The organism is Streptomyces sp. NPDC059371, from assembly GCF_042751995.1.
GTDB lineage: Bacteria > Actinomycetota > Actinomycetes > Streptomycetales > Streptomycetaceae > Streptomyces.
Genome location: NZ_JBHYXD010000030.1, coordinates 39,462 through 54,187, shown reverse-complemented (window position 1 = coordinate 54,187; position 14,726 = coordinate 39,462). Strand labels below are relative to the sequence as shown.

General features: G+C 69.3%; 11 protein-coding genes and 1 pseudogene. 6 read left to right on the top strand and 6 right to left on the bottom strand.

Features of this window, described 5'->3' with window-relative positions; all coding sequences use genetic code 11:
* The first annotated feature begins 64 nt into the window (after positions 1-64).
* Positions 65-1,831 carry a PucR family transcriptional regulator gene (locus ACFXGX_RS19195; RefSeq protein WP_384792273.1) on the top strand — a complete coding sequence of 589 codons (1,767 nt, stop codon included), beginning with the start codon at positions 65-67 and terminating at the stop codon, positions 1,829-1,831.
* A gap of 57 nt (positions 1,832-1,888) precedes the next feature.
* Here ACFXGX_RS19195 and ACFXGX_RS19190 read toward each other — a convergent pair whose 3' ends face one another.
* The gene (locus ACFXGX_RS19190; RefSeq protein ID WP_384792270.1) at positions 1,889-2,374 is read right to left on the bottom strand and encodes a LysR substrate-binding domain-containing protein; all 486 of its coding nucleotides are present in this window, start codon (positions 2,372-2,374) and stop codon (positions 1,889-1,891) included.
* 150 nt (positions 2,375-2,524) lie between these two features.
* On the bottom strand, positions 2,525-4,993 hold the full coding sequence (uvrA, locus tag ACFXGX_RS19185) for an excinuclease ABC subunit UvrA (protein ID WP_384792267.1): 2,469 nt from the start codon (positions 4,991-4,993) through the stop codon (positions 2,525-2,527).
* Positions 4,994-5,372: 379 nt separating this feature from the next.
* On the opposite strand from uvrA, the gene ACFXGX_RS19180 reads away from it, so the two are divergent.
* From ACFXGX_RS19180 to ACFXGX_RS19165, 4 genes and pseudogenes are all read left to right on the top strand, one after another.
* On the top strand, positions 5,373-6,494 hold the full coding sequence (locus tag ACFXGX_RS19180) for a hypothetical protein (protein ID WP_384792264.1): 1,122 nt from the start codon (positions 5,373-5,375) through the stop codon (positions 6,492-6,494).
* A 315-nt stretch (positions 6,495-6,809) separates the two neighbouring features.
* A complete protein-coding gene (locus ACFXGX_RS19175) occupies positions 6,810-7,985 on the top strand; it encodes a glutathione-independent formaldehyde dehydrogenase (protein WP_384792261.1) in 1,176 nt (391 codons plus the stop codon).
* A gap of 271 nt (positions 7,986-8,256) precedes the next feature.
* Complete coding sequence (locus ACFXGX_RS19170; RefSeq protein WP_384792258.1) at positions 8,257-10,434, top strand: FUSC family protein; 2,178 nt, start codon at positions 8,257-8,259, stop codon at positions 10,432-10,434.
* Between the two features lie 104 nt (positions 10,435-10,538).
* Positions 10,539-10,715: pseudogene (locus ACFXGX_RS19165) on the top strand (transposase); the annotation flags it as partial.
* A gap of 65 nt (positions 10,716-10,780) precedes the next feature.
* Here ACFXGX_RS19165 and ACFXGX_RS19160 read toward each other — a convergent pair.
* The 4 genes from ACFXGX_RS19160 to ACFXGX_RS19145 form a co-directional block, all read right to left on the bottom strand.
* A complete protein-coding gene (locus tag ACFXGX_RS19160) occupies positions 10,781-11,701 on the bottom strand; it encodes a transposase family protein (protein ID WP_384792256.1) in 921 nt (306 codons plus the stop codon).
* A gap of 126 nt (positions 11,702-11,827) precedes the next feature.
* Positions 11,828-12,427, bottom strand: coding sequence for an SMI1/KNR4 family protein (locus ACFXGX_RS19155; protein ID WP_384792253.1), 600 nt, complete (start codon positions 12,425-12,427; stop codon positions 11,828-11,830).
* Positions 12,428-12,489: 62 nt separating this feature from the next.
* Positions 12,490-13,286 (bottom strand): IS5 family transposase gene (locus ACFXGX_RS19150; RefSeq protein WP_384792356.1). Its coding sequence is split into 2 segments (ribosomal slippage): positions 12,490-12,948 and positions 12,951-13,286, totalling 795 coding nucleotides; the frame shifts between segments, so codons are not numbered across the junction.
* Between the two features lie 48 nt (positions 13,287-13,334).
* Complete coding sequence (locus ACFXGX_RS19145; RefSeq protein ID WP_384792250.1) at positions 13,335-13,607, bottom strand: hypothetical protein; 273 nt, start codon at positions 13,605-13,607, stop codon at positions 13,335-13,337.
* A 781-nt stretch (positions 13,608-14,388) separates the two neighbouring features.
* Between ACFXGX_RS19145 and ACFXGX_RS19140 the strand changes: the two genes are divergently transcribed.
* A complete protein-coding gene (locus ACFXGX_RS19140; protein WP_384792247.1) occupies positions 14,389-14,643 on the top strand; it encodes a hypothetical protein in 255 nt (84 codons plus the stop codon).
* Positions 14,644-14,726: the final 83 nt, after the last annotated feature.

Here is a 14,726-nt window from a genome sequence, read left to right as displayed (position 1 = left end):
GGACGAGCCGGACGGGAGGGGATACCGCCGCTCGCTGTAGGCTCGAGGAGAACGGAGTGATCCGATGGTCAGCATCCGGACGCACCACCTGTCCCGGGAGGACAGCCTCCGCCGGGGCAGCGGCCGACGGGACCTCGCGGCTGCGCGGACAGTGCCTCGCCCACCCGTTCCAACCCTGGCCGATCATGCCCTTCGCAAACTGATGGTGCTCTCCCGCGCTCTGTTCGACACCCCGGAGGAAGGCGAGATCCTGCGCCTGGCCATGGACCACATAGCCGCCGCAGGGCCATACAGCGCCGAGGCCGGATACCTCAAGGTGGACGGCGATCTGGTCCCCAGCCCGAGGAACGGGCAGACGCATGTCTCGGCTGTGGGCCGGAGGGTGCGGGAGCTGGCCGGGCGGGACGGCCCTGTGACCGTACCCGGCAGGCCCTGGGGCCGGGCCCTGGGGCTACGCGGACTTGAAGGACTCCACGGCTACCTCGTGGTGACGTCCCGCTCCCGGCCCACCGAGGCCGAGCAATCCCTGCTCGCCACGCTCGTCCGGCACACCGCTGCTGCACTGTCAGTCGCCTTCGCATACCGACGCCGACGCGAGGACGCGTTGGAGCTGCACCGGCTGAGGGACGAACGCACAGCCCTCCAGCGGCAGCTGATCTCCGTCGTGGCCGAGCTGAGGTACCAGCGGGCCGTTCACGCGCTCATGGCCGACGTCGCTGCCTCGGGCGGCGGCGAGGAAGCCATCACCCGCGCACTGCACAGGCTCACCGGACTCCCCGCGCTGGTCGAGGACCGCTTCGGTCGGCTGAGGTCCTGGACCGGCCCCGGCCGCCCCGACCCCTATCCCGAGCCGGACCCCGTGCGCCAGGACGAAATGCTGCACGCCGTCGCCCGTCAGGCCGGGCCGGTGCGGGTGAAGGACCGGTTGATCACCCTGGTCCGCCCGCGCGGCGAGATCCTGGGCGTGCTCGCCCTGGTCGATGCCCGGGACGAGGCCGACGAGCACACCGTACTCGCGCTGGAACACGCCGCCGCGTCGCTCGCCCCGGAGCTGGCGCACCTGCGCAATCTGGCCGAAGTGGAACTGAGGCTGCACCGCGAGCTGGTCGACGACCTCCTGGCAGGGACGGACGAAGCGAGCGCCAACGCCCGGTACGAGGCAGTCGGACACGACTTGCACCGCAGCCACTACATCGTCGTGGTGCAGTGGCCGAACCGGACTGCGGACGATTCCTTCGCGCAGACCGTGGGACAGGCGGCCTCTGGCGTGGGCATGCGCTCGCTGCTGACCCGACGTTCCGATCACGTGGTCCTGGTCGCGGACGACAGGCCACACGCCCGCGCGTTGTACGAGGCGCTCGCCCGGGAGACCGGGACCCGGTCCGGGACGATCGGGGTGAGCGCCCCTTGCGACTCCCTGGGCGACATCCCCCACCACTACGAGGAGGCGCGGCGCGCCATGGACGTGCGCCGCCACTCCCGCGAGCGCTACGGCACGACGTTCTTCGACGAGCTCGGCCTCTACCGCATCCTGGGACCTGGCAACGATTACCGGGAACTGGAGACGTTCGTCCAGGAGTGGCTCGGGCAGCTCATCGACTACGACTCCCGGCACCACACGGCCATGGTGGAGACCCTGTCCCGGTACTTCGACTGCGGCGGCAACTACGACGAGACCGCGGACTCCCTCGCGATCCACCGCAGCACGCTGCGCTACCGGCTCCAGCGCATCCGCGACATCAGCGGCAACGACCTCGCGAACGTCGAGGACCGGCTGAACCTCCAGGTGGCGACCCGGGTGTGGAAGATCGTGCTGGGCGGCCCCGGCTGATGCCTCGCTAGAACTTTCGTGCGATCGGTGGCGGCAGCAGTTGGGCGGGCTGCGATGTCACAGAGCTGCGGTGGGTGGCCCTTCCTCGGTTCGATCCAGGGAGGTCGCGTCGCGCCACCAGTGCCGCCCCCTGTCGATGTCGGGCAGTTCCAGTGCAACCCGGCGTACGACGCCAGCCACCGCGAACGCCCGGTCGACCACCTCGCGGTAGCCGTAGCCCGGCGGGAAGTCCACGAAGGGCTCCCCCGCGAGGTCGGCAAGTGCCACCTTTCCCCGCTGCGCGAGCGGATGGGCGGCGCTCACCACCAGGACGAGCGGAACGGTGGCCGGCTCCCGTGCGTCGATCCCGGCGGGTTTGTGCTCGGGCAACGACAGGAAGGCCACGCCCAGGTCCCCCGCTGAGCAGTGCGTGCGCCAGTCCCGCCGGTCCGGTCGTCGCCCGCGTGGCAGCCGGACGTCGATCGCCGGATGCCACGCGGGCAGATGCCCGAGGAGCGCAGGCAGGATCCACCACCCCCTCGACCGAGGCCATGGCACCCACATCCACCGTGCCGCGCAGCGTGTCCTGCGCGGCGCGCATGGCGTCCTGGGCCGCCTGGGCGGCGTGGAGGGCGGCCCGAGCCTCCGGCAGCAGCGCCGCGCCCGCTCCGGTGATCCGGACCTGCTGCGACGTGCGCGCCCCTCGCGCCGTCGTCAGGAGCGCGCGAGCCGGGCCGCGAGATAGGGCGCGGTGGCGCTGCGGCGGGCCCTCGCCAACTTGGCCGGCGGGCCCGCCGCGACCACCCGCCCGCCCGCGTCGCCGCCGCCCGGCCCGAGGTCGATGACCCAGTCGGCGGTGGCGATCGTGTCCAGGTCGTGCTCGACGAGGACGACCGTGTTGCCGGCGTCGACGAGCCGGTGCAGCTGTCGCAGCAGCAGCGCGATGTCCGAGGGGTGCAGCCCCGCCGTCGGCTCGTCGAGCAGGTAGAGCGCGTGACCGCGGCGGGCTCGCTGGAGTTCGGTGGCCAGTTTGATGCGTTGCGCCTCACCACCGCTGAGTTCCGTCGCGGGCTGGCCCAGCCGCAGGTACCCCAGTCCCACCTCGCGCAACGTCTCCAGACTGCGGGAGGCGGCCGGGACCGCGGACAGGAACTCCGCGGCGGCGTCGACGGACAGTCCCAGCACTTCCGCGATGTTCTTGCCGCGGTAGGTGACTTCCAGTGTTTCGGCGTTGTACCGGGCGCCTTCGCAGGTCGGGCACGGCGCGTAGGTGCCGGGCAGGAACAGCAGTTCGACAGCGACGAATCCTTCGCCCTGGCAGGTCTCGCACCGCCCTTCGGGCACGTTGAAGGAGAACCGTCCGGCCGAGTAGCCGCGCGCCCTGGCCTCGTCCGTCGCCGCGTACAGCTTGCGCACCGCGTCGAACATCCCCGTGTACGTGGCCAGGTTGGACCGGGGAGTCCGGCCGATGGGCCGTTGGTCGACCCGGACCAGCCGGTCGAACGACTCGACCCCCGACGCGTCCTGGACGTCGACCTCCAGCTGCGCCTCGTCGGGCTCCTCGGGTGCGAGTCCGAGGTGGCCGCGGACGACTTCGGCGAGCACCTGCGTCACCAGCGTCGACTTCCCGGAACCGGACACGCCCGTCACCGCCGTCAGTACGCAGAGCGGTACGTCGACGGACACGTCGTGCAGATTGTGGCGGGAGACGCCGCTCAGGTGCAGCCAGCCGTGCGGTGTGCGCGGGCGGTGATCGAGCGGCTGGGCGCGCCCGAACAGGTACTGGCTCGTGGCCGACTCCCCGACCCGCTCAAGACCGGCGACCGGGCCGCTGTACAGCACGCGTCCGCCGCCCTCGCCCGCGCCGGGGCCGATGTCGACCACCCAGTCCGCCCGCCGTACGACGTCCATGTCGTGCTCCACGACGAACAGCGAGTTGCCCGCCGCCTTGAGGCGGTCCAGCACGTCCAGCAGCGGTTCCGCGTCAGCCGGGTGCAGGCCCGCGGAGGGTTCGTCGAGGACGTAGACGACGCCGAACAGCCCCGAGCGCAGCTGGGTGGCGATCCGCAGGCGCTGCGCCTCGCCGGGCGACAGGGTCGTCGAGCGGCGCCCGAGGCTGAGATATCCGAGGCCCAGGTCGAGCAGTACGTCGACCCGCGCGACCAGATCGCCGCAGATCCGGACCGCGACCTCGGTCGTCTCCCCGGATCGGGCGGTCGACGTGGTGGCGCCGGCCTCGGACCGCGCCGCGACGGGCCGCAGCAGCGCCACGACCTCGGTGAGCGGCATCGCGTTGATCTCGGCGATGGACCGTCCGGCGAAGGTCACGGCGAGCGCCTCGGGCCGCAGTCCGCTGCCGTGACACTCGGGGCAGGGCACACTTCTGACGAACCGGAGCGCCCGTTCGCGCATCTTCTCGCTCTTGGAGTCGGCGAGGACGTGCATGACGTGCTTGCGGGCGCTCCAGAACTTGCCCTGGTAGCCGTAGTCGACGCGGTCCTCCTCCGGCTCGATGTACACGGAGGGCTGCTCGTCCGTGTACAGCAGCCAGTCCCGGTCCTTCTTCCTGAGCCTGCGCCACGGTCGGTCGATGTCGATCCCCAGGCCGCTCACGACACTGCGCAGGTTGGCGCCCTGCCAGGCGCCCGGCCAGGCGGCGATCGCCCCCTCGCGGATGCTCAGCGAGGGGTCCGGGACGAGCAGGTCCTCGGCGACGTCGTGCACGACGCCCAGTCCGTGGCACTCCGGGCAGGCGCCGGCCGCGGTGTTGGGTGAGAACGACTCGGCTTCCAGCCGTGCGGCCCGGGGCGGATAGGTGCCGGCGCGTGAGTACAGCATGCGCAGCAGATTGGACAACGTGGTGATGGTGCCGACCGTCGAGCGCGAGCTGGGCGACCCGCGTCGCTGCTGCAGGGCCACGGCCGGTGGCAGTCCGGTGATCTCCTGCACGTGCGGTGCGCCGACCTGTTGCAACAGCCTTCGGGCGTACGGTGCCACGGACTCGAAGTAGCGCCGCTGGGCCTCCGCGTAGAGCGTGCCGAACGCGAGCGAGGACTTGCCCGAACCGGAGACGCCGGTGAAGGCGACCATCGCGTCCCGCGGAACGTCGACATCGATGTTCCTCAGGTTGTTCTCACTGGCGCCCCGGACATGCACGAAGGGGTCGGTCGCGTCCTTGTCCACCGTTCCTGATTACCTGATCGCGCCGGGAACCGCGCGACAGGCGCCGTCACCGGGCCCCGCTCACACGAGCCTCCGAAGTGTCCCGGATCCATTTTCGATACACGGCCTCGGGCGGCGTGACGAGGTTGAACAGGAGGCGGGCCTGCTGCCGAGCGATCTCTTCGCGGTGCCGACCGGGGTAAAGCGGAGCGGGTGTTCGCGGTGGCCCGCGCAACCGTGGCCCGGTGGTGGAGCAGGCCCTGCACGGGGTGGACAAGGAGATCCGACCGTACCCCCTGCCCCTACCCGGCAGGGGCAGGCGTGTCACGCGGCGTCGGCGATGCCTCAGGGGCATCCTGTAGGCACGGGCGATCGCGGGGGCAGCCGACGAGAAGGAGTCATGCGGGTGTCGTCTCAGGGCGTTACGGTCGTGGCTCTCCTGGCGGATCCGGACGCGCCCACGGAGATCGCGCAGCGCATGGCCCGGATGCTTCCCGACCGGCTCGCCGACAGGTCAGACCAGGGGCGACGGTTCGACGTCGAGGTGGTCAGTGAGCCCTTCACCTCAGGGACCGAGGACTTGTCCACCTTGATGCGCCGGATCATCGACCGTGGCAATGCGGAGGACTGGGACATCGTCGTGGCCCTGACCGACCTTCCGCTGCACTCGCACGGGCGCAAGCTCGCTGTGGATCTGAATCACGAACACGGCTTGGCACTGCTCTCTCTTCCTTCGCTGGGGGGCCTGCGGCTGCAGACGAGGGCCCGGCGGGCCGTCGAAGAAGCTGTGCTTGGCTTGGCGGGCCCGCAAACCCCTGGGGCTGAAGGACCTCCGCGAAGTCAGCCGCTTCCGGGGCCCCTCGTCGATCGTCTCGCGCCTGCTCATCCGGACCGAACCGGTGAGAAGGAGACCGACGATCTTCGGTACGTCGTCAGCGGGCCGCGCGGTTACCTGCGGGTGCTCGCCGGCATGGTCCGCGCCAACCGGCCGTGGCGGTTGGTACCGGGCTTGTCGAAAGCCCTGGCGGCCGCACTCGCCACAGGAGCAGTCTCCATCGTGAACTCCACCGTCTGGAGCCTGGCCACGTCCCTGAGCACGCCACGCCTCGTGATCGCCACGGTCGGGTCCATCGCGATCATGATCGGCTGGCTGATCGTGGACGCGCAGCTGTGGCATCGATCAGCGGAGGTCTCGCGGGAGGCGAGGCAGAGGGCGCGGCTCTACAACGCCTCGACGGTCATGACCGTGGGTATCGGGGTGCTCGTCTGCTACGGGGGTCTGATCGTCATCAACTTGGTGTGGGCCCTGTTCATCCTCAACGGCCAAGTGTTCGCCTCCACGACACGAACCCCGCTTGACGCCGCGGAGTACTGGACGTTGTCCTGGTTCGTCGCTTCGGTCGCGACGGTGGGCGGGGCGCTGGGATCAGGCTTGGAGAGCGACGAGGCAATCCGGGCAGCCGCCTACTCCAAGCGCGAACAGGAGCGCCGCCACATGCTCCAGGACGACAACGGCGACTAGGTGGTGATCCGAGTCGGAGATTCGTCGGCGGCTGGTGGTCGTCGGTCGTCCTTGTACGAAGATTCCGCTGATCGGTCGGTGCGTGGTTGTTTCGCGTCAAGAGCCTGTGGGGACTCGGAAGGCACGCCGCCGGAGCACCGACGCTCCGCCGGACAGGCCACGGCGGCGCCACCGTTCACCTGAACCGGGTGAACGGCCCACAGAGGCATGCCGGAGCGCTGGACTTCGTCGCACCAACTCGCGGGAGTCAGGCTCGGTACCCCGTCTCCACCGCAACCGTGCTGCGGTCATGCCGCGGCATCGAAGGAAGCGATCATGAAAGCAGCGGTATATGAAGGCCCGCGAACCGTCACGGTGAAGGACGTACCGGACGCGAAGATCGAACACCCCTGCGACATCATCGTCAAGATCACCACTACCAACATTTGCGGTTCGGACCTGCACATGTACGAGGGCCGCACCTCGTTCGAGTCCGGCCGCACCCTGGGACACGAGAACATGGGCCAGGTCGTGGAGGTCGGCTCGGCCGTCCGCAAGGTCCAGGTCGGCGAGTACGTGGTTCTGCCCTTCAACATCGCCTGCGGCTTCTGCAAGCAGTGCGAGCGGGGTCTGACCAACTACTGCCTGACCATGCAGCCGGAACCGGCCCTCGCCGGAGCCGCCTACGGGTTCGCCGACATGGGCCCCTACCAGGGTGGCCAGGCAGAACTGCTGCGCGTGCCCTACGGCGACTTCAACGCGCTGCGTCTGGGTGAGGACGCCGCCGAGCGGCAGACCGACTACGTGATGCTCGCCGACATCTTCCCCACCGGCTATCACGCCACCGAGATGGCCCACGTCAAACCGGGTGACCAGACGATCGTCTTCGGGGCGGGCCCCGTCGGGCTGATGGCGGCCTACTCCGCCCTGCTCAAGGGCGCCGGCCGCGTGTGGGTGGCCGACCACCAGCCCGACCGGCTGAGCAAGGCGGAGGAGATCGGGGCCATCCCGATCAACACCGCCGAGCAGAACGCGGCGGAGGTCGTCAAGGAGGCCACCCTCGGTCTGGGCGCCGACAACGGCTGTGAGTGCGTCGGCTACCAGGCACACGATCCCGAGGGACATGAGGACGCCAGTCTCACGCTCAACGGACTGATCGACGCGGTCAGGTTCACGGGCGACATCGGCGTGGTGGGCGTGTTCCTGCCCCAGGACCCCGGCGGCGTCGAGGCCCAGGGGGAGCTGGAGGCCCAGGGCAAGATCCCGATCGACTTCGGCATGATGTGGTTCAAGGGCCAGCGCATGGGCACCGGGCAGGCGCCGGTGAAGAAGTACAACCGGGCACTGCGGGATCTGATCGCCGGCGGGAAGGCAAAGCCGAGCTTCGTCGTCTCCCACGAACTCAGTCTGGACGAGGCCCCCACCGCCTACGAGCACTTCGACGCCCGTGACGAGGGCTGGACCAAGGTGGTCCTGCACCCGAACGGACACGGGAACGGCCACAAGCGGTAGGCGACCCGGGGCCGCCGTCCCGCCCTCCGGCCGGGGCTGGGGACAATCGCCCGCGCTCCGGTCGGACCTGAACCAACGGCGATTGCCCGCGCTCCGGCCCGGTAGGACGGACGGCGGACGCTCAGCAGCGTCCGCAGTGGCTGCACCCCGTCCAGCGGCTGCGGCCGCCGGCCTGTTCGCGGGGCGGGTGGGAGGCTTCCCTGCCCGACGGTTGCCGCACCTCAATCAGGCCGATGCGACCCGGCAGGGTGTTCCGGCTAGGCTCACACCCGTGACGTGGCTGCGGGCCTTCGGAGAGGTCGTGCGATCCGGGCTCACGATCGAGGAGACGCGGCTGGAGCCCCTGCTCGCGCTGCGCACGGCCGCGGGGATGGCGATCATCATCGGGCCGGCGCTGTGGCTCGTCTCCCCTGCGTATGCCGCGTCCGCCGCCCTCGGTGCCTACTCCGCGGGTGGGGCCACCTTCCAGCGCACCTGGCGTCCACGCAAGGTGATCGCGCTCGGCGCGGGCGCGGGTCTGGCGCTCAGCACCTTCGTGGGCTACCTGGCGGCGGGGCGACTCGTGACGTTCCTCCCGCTGCTGGCCGTATGGGCCTTCGCCGCGGGGATGGCGTGGGCCGTCGGATCGACCACTGGGATCGTCGCAGCGACGACGGTCGGCAGCATGCTGGTGACCATCACCCTGCCCACGAGCGTCGGGCGAGCCCTGGAGCACGCCGGGGTCATCGCGCTCGGGGGCGTGGTGCAAGCCGTGCTGATCTTACTGTTCCCGATCCGCCGTTGGGGGGCGCATCGTGACGCGCTCGCCGACGCCCTGGCCGCAGTGGCGGACTACGCCCGCCGACTGCGGCACGACCCGACGGCCCCGTTCGACCCGGAGCCGTTGATGACGGCCAGGGACGCGGCCGCCGTGACGCCATCACAGGCCCGCACCCGTCCCCCCGCCCTGCACGGCCCCCGGGGACTCGCCGAGCGCATTCGGCCGGTCGTCGCCGCGCTCGCCGACCCGGACGTCGGCGCCCCGGCGGAGGGACCCGGGAGGGACCGCGCGCGGGAGTTGCTCGACGCGGCCGCCGACGTCCTGGATGCCGCCGCCCGTTCGATCCGCCGCGGCACTCCCGCCGAGGTGCCGCCCGGGAGCACGGACGTCCTGCGTGTCGACGAGGAGCACGAGGTGCTGGAGGGCCCCGCGCGGCAGGCCGCCGAGCGGCTCGTGGAACTGCTCGGCGAGGCGTTGGAGATCGCCGGGAGCGGCAGCGCGCGCGGGAGGACACCCACGCCGCCCGGCCCTGCCGGCGCCCAGTTCCTGGTGCGCCCGACAATGCTCCGGCTGGTCCCGGTCGTCGTCCGGGCGATCCACCGTGAGCTCCGCCGGGACTCGCCCGTGTTCCGACACGCCGTCCGCCTGGCGGCGGTGGCCACGCTCGGCTATCTGATCGCCGCCCGGCTGCCCCTGGGCCACAGCTACTGGGCGCCCATCGCCTCGGTGATGGTGATGCGGCCGGACTTCCACCGGACGTACGCGCGTGCGGTGGCCCGTCTCGCAGGCACCCTGGCGGGGGTCGCGCTCGCCACCGGGATGGTGCGGGCCCTGGGCCCGGACGCCCATGTGTTCGGCGCGCTGGCGGTGGTCTCAGCGGGCCTGTCGTACACGCTGATCCGTACCAGCTACGCCTACTCCCAGTGCTTCACTGCCGCATACGTCGTCTTCCTGCTCGGCATGGGCGGCCAGGCATGGGAGCAGACGGTCCCGGAGCGGGTGGTGCTCACCCTGCTCGGCGGGGCCCTGGCAATGCTGGCCTACGTGGTGTTCCCCGCGTGGGAGACGCCCCGGCTGCCGGGCCGGCTCGCGGACTGGCTCGCCGCCAACGGCCGCTACGCGGCCTCGGTACTCCGCAACTACGCCGAACCGACCCGGGAACATCACGCCGACATGCGCAGGGCACTACTGGCGAGCAGGGAAGCGTATGCCGCCTGGCAGGAGGCGTACGACCGGGCAAGGCAGGAACCGGTCCGCCCCAGGGGTCTGACGTCGCGCGAGGCACAGGAGGCTCAGGAGGCGCTCAAGGGGTTCGGCCGGGCGACGATGCTCATGGAGAGCCACGTCCCGCGGGCCGACAGCCGTCTCGTCCCCGAGGCGGAGCAGTTCGCCGAGGCCCTGGAGACGGACACCGCGAAGGCAGCAGTCGATGTGCGCGAGCACAGGAATCCGGACTGGGGGCGTGTGGAGGAGGCGCTCCACGCCTGGGAGGACGCTGCCGCCGGCAACCGGAGCCCGGTCGTGCGGCGCGAGGCGGAACTGCAAAAGCGGGCCTTGGAAGACCTCGCGACGGCCGTAAGTCGCACACCCCTGGAACGGGACGTCGGCTCTGCTCGCGAGGAGCAGCGGGTGCGGGCGGCCGTGGCGGCGGAAGATGAGGGATCAGCACCCGCGCACCGGAGTGGGTGACGAAGTCGGCCATGGAGAGCGCCGCGCCTCCTGGGGGCGGCAAGTAGTCTCCCGGCTGCGTCGGGCGCCTTCCACCACATCACATCGAAGATCGCCCGCAAGGCACCGCGCACGGATCCGGACTCGGCAAGACGCGTTGGGTCGTCGAGCGGACCTTCGCCTGGCTCCACCGGCTCAAACGACTCCGGATCCGCTACGAGATACGAGCCGACCTCCACCTCGCACTGCTCCAACTCGCCTGCAGAATCATCTGCTTGAGACGACTCCGAACCTCATTCTGAAACCATCAGTTACGAGCTGGTGCGTGATAGCGGGCGAGGTGTGTTTCTCCCGGTCGTGGCTGTTGTCAGCCGGTGGTGCGGTCGGAGACGAGGCTGGCGATGGCTCGGTAGGTGGCGGGCAGGGTCTCGCGTCGGTGGGTCCAGCGCGTCAGTTGTTTCCAGCGTTTGTGGTCGGCGAGGGCGTGTTCGACGGTGATGCGTTTCGAGGAGTGTCGGTGGCGGGCTCGCCGACGGGCTTCGAGGACCTCGGGCGGGCTGATCTTGTTGCCTTTCCGGGGCGGTGTCACCGCCTGTCCTGGGTGATCACGACGGAGCCCGAGGTAGCCGTCGTCCAGAAGGATCTCGACATCGGGAAAGTGCTGGAAGCAGATCCCGATACCTTCGTTGCGTGCGGCGGTCGCGTCATGCATCCGCCCAGGTCGCAGGGCATCGACCCATAAAGTGCGGCCCAGGTGGTCGGCGATGACGGTGGCCTTCATCGTGTTCTGCTTCTTCTTGCCGGAGACGAACGCTCGCCGCCCGCCGCGGCTGGCAGGCGGCCGAGGGACCTGGATCTCGGTGGCGTCCAGCCGCAGCTCGATGCCCTCGGCCTGGGCATAAGCGAAGACATCCGGCAGTGTCCGAAGACGCAGGCCGGGGCTGTCCGGGACCGCGCACCCCCGTTCGGCCAGGAGCGTGCGCACCTCTCCGATCGCGTGGGTGACGGTGGAACGGTCGACGCCGAACAGCAGTCCCAGCACCGAGTGCGGCAGGTCGTGCCGCAAATGGATAAGCGTGGCCATCAGCCGGTCGACGAACACCAGTTGGTGGCGGGCGCCGGCCCCTTCAGCCCGCTTCCGGGCCCCACCTCGCGCGGCATGGCGACGACCCTCGACCCCGGCCTGCCACGGCACGGCCAACTCCTCGACCAGGCAAGCAAGATGACGCCGAGAGATCCCCGTGAACAGTCGATGCGCCAGCACCGACCGATTGACCGTGATCGCCACAGCGGGATCATGCCACCTGCCTGGCACGACACCTCACCCGCTATCACGCACCAGCTCGTAAGTGGTCGTCCCGTTTGGCTTTCAAGGTGACGTGATGAGTGTCTGTGACTGTCGTGGCAGGCGGGGTTACATGCCGCGCTCAGGCCCGCTCCAGGGCTCTGGCCGTTCGTCGGCGGTCATCGGAAGGCGACACAGTTTCACCGGGCCGGGATAGAAGGCTGAAGTGTTCGGGCCGGCCATGTCTTCGCCGACGAGGTAGCGGTAGAGCCATTCGGCGAAGCTCATGTCGTACCGTGCCCAGCCACCTTCACCGTCTTCGACCAGGATCCAAGGGGCTGTGTCGTCCGCAGCCACAAGGAATAGCGTTTCACCTCGATCGGTGCTGGCGATCGGCCACAGTCCGTTGCGCGTACCGAAGCTCAACTCCGTGAGTCCGAACAGCAGGCGAGGGTCCTCGTCCGGGTCAAGGTCGTCCCAGGAGATCGCGGACCAAGCACGGGCCGTGTCCCGTATGTCCTGGCCCAGATTCCAGCGTTCGGTCGCGGGGTGGCGCAGGTACAGGTGGCTGTTGAGCTGGATGGGGGCGTATGCGTTTACGAGGGCCTGGTAGTCGGTCGGTAGCCGGATGCCGAGTTCTGCGTGGAGGCGGTCCCAGGCGGCGGGGTCCGCGTATTGGTTCTGGGCCGGGCCGAGCATTGCCATGACTGCGGGCAGGTAGTCGGTCATGGCGCTCCTCGCTTATGTGTCGTGCTCGCAGCAGGATCATCGCAGCTCGAAGGCCTCACCGATCAGGCTGTCAGCCTGCGAAAGCAGATCAGGGCCGCGGCGATACCGGCGAATGCCAGGAAATGGTCGGCCTTGCGCTCGTAGCGACGGTGCAGGCGGCGGCAACCGGACAGCCATGCCACGGTGCGCTCCACGGTCCAGCGGTGCCGACCAAGGCGCTGGGAGGACTCGACGCCCCGGCGCGCGATGCGCGGTGTGATGTTGCGGGAACGGAGCCATGCGCGTACTCGGTCGAAGTCGTAGCCCTTGTCGCCGTGCAGCTTGGCCGGTCGACGGCGGCGTGGCCCGCGGCGGGACCGGATGGGCGGGATGCCCTGCACCAAGGACTCCAGCCCTTGGCTGTCATGAGTGTTCGCAGCCGAGATACCGATAGAGCGGGGCAGACCGGTCCGCTCGGTGATCAAGTGGATCTTTGATCCCTTCTTACCGCGATCTACGGGATTCGGACCTGTCAGGTCCCCCCTTTGAGGGCACGCATGTTCACCGAGTCGATCGCGCACCGCGACCAGTCCAGTCCGCCACGTGCGCCGAGCTCGTCCAGGACCAGGCGGTGCAGCTTGCCCCAGACGCGAGCTCTGCTCCACTCGGTGAAACGGCGGTGCGCGGTCGATCCGGACGGCCCAAAACCCGGCGGCAGCTGCCGCCACGTGCAACCGGTCTTGGCCACGAACACGATGGCAGCCAACACCTGCCGGTCTCCGTAACGAGGCCGCCCTCCCCCTTGCGGTCGCACCGGTGCCGCCGGAACTACCCGCTGGAACAACTCCCACAACGCGTCCGGCACCAGCCGCTCCACCATGGCCATCATGACGGTCAGCCTAGTTTTCAAGCCAGTTGAGACGACCTCTTACTCCGGGGGCGACAACTCGTGCGGGAGATCGCAAGCGTCCCGCTCCAGGTGCAGGCGACGGAGCTCTCGTAGCTCGGCGACGGGAAAGGGATGCTGCACCCACTTCTTCAGGTACCCGTCCTCGCCGTGCAGCTCAAGGACGCCTTGCGCGGCTTCCATGACCACGTGACCGATAGTGCTGCGCGACTGGACTGAGCGCCACAAGAACTCACCGTCATCGTCCGGCAGGTTGAAGCTCTTGAACATGTCCGGGAAGAGGTAGATACCCATCTCGACGGCTGTCCCGTGACTGTTGAGGACCCACCTCACTTCTGAGGGCTCCATGTCGAACGAGAACCGCCGAGTAGCACCAGGTCCGTACAGCCCTGCAACGCCAACAAGTAGATCAGCAAGAGCATTCGTGCAGTAGCTCGGACTGCACTTCTGCTCCGACTCGCCATCGGCGATTCGGTACGTTGCCCAACCAGATCCGGTCAGACTCCAACTGAACTGGAGATCAGTCGACACTTGATCCCTCCCCTGTGATCGTCTGGGGAGACGGTACATACCTCCTTGACCCACCACTCGCCCCAGCTCCCATCCCGTCTGCCGTCGACCCACACTCCGTGGAGCGGGCGTGGTTCCTGGCGTCCAGGTGGAGCGCGCCACTGTACGAACGACCTGGACGCCAGGGGCCGCGTCTGCTCGGCTCTGCCTGGGTCGATGGCAGGCGGGATGGGAGCACCCCGCACACGCCACACTCGGCCGGCACACGAGAACGGCGCCCCCGCCATCTCGGAGCCTGAGCGCCCCCGCCGGAGGCACGTTCTGACCGGCGGATTCCGTGTCCGGGTCTCTACTCATGGGCCGTAGCTTGCTGCGGCCCCAGGGCCCGGCCCCGGCGCCGAAGGCGCAGAGGGGTCGGGCCCCAGGGGCCAGCCCGCGCTCGCGCGGGCACTTGAACCAGTAGAGAAAATTTGAATCACGTCGTGCCAGTGGAGCCTCTCCGGGATCGGGTGCTACCGCAGGTTGGCCGGCCAGGGTAGAGCGCTGACCTGGCACGATGATCTCTGTGGAAGCCAATGACTCATGGGAATCTGTGCCTACGGTGAATGTCCGTCTGTGGCACGCGGATGCCGTCGTGCTGTTCGACTGGTTGATGAGCACCGATCTGGACACGGTGCCGATCACGCACCCTGCGCAGAAGCAGGCGTTGGCGGATCTTCTGAGCCGTTTTGAGTGGGCGGCTGACGTCGATGTCACGGCGTGCACGGCTCAGGAGGTCTCTGCTGCGCAAGCGGAGGTCGCCAAGAACATGGGCTGGTAGGGGCTCGGTTGATCCGAATGAATCGGATGGCGCCCCCATGCTTGGGGTTTGTGCTCGCGTAGGTCAGCGTGCTTTCTGAGCTG

Coding starts and splice junctions, on each gene's coding strand:
- ACFXGX_RS19195 (WP_384792273.1), top strand. CDS start 65: ATGGTCAGCATCCGGACGCACCACCTGTCCCGGGAGGACAGCCTCCGC.
- ACFXGX_RS19190 (WP_384792270.1), bottom strand. CDS start 2,374: ATGTGGGTGCCATGGCCTCGGTCGAGGGGGTGGTGGATCCTGCCTGCG.
- ACFXGX_RS19180 (WP_384792264.1), top strand. CDS start 5,373: ATGCGGGTGTCGTCTCAGGGCGTTACGGTCGTGGCTCTCCTGGCGGAT.
- ACFXGX_RS19175 (WP_384792261.1), top strand. CDS start 6,810: ATGAAAGCAGCGGTATATGAAGGCCCGCGAACCGTCACGGTGAAGGAC.
- ACFXGX_RS19155 (WP_384792253.1), bottom strand. CDS start 12,427: ATGACCGACTACCTGCCCGCAGTCATGGCAATGCTCGGCCCGGCCCAG.
- ACFXGX_RS19145 (WP_384792250.1), bottom strand. CDS start 13,607: ATGGGTATCTACCTCTTCCCGGACATGTTCAAGAGCTTCAACCTGCCG.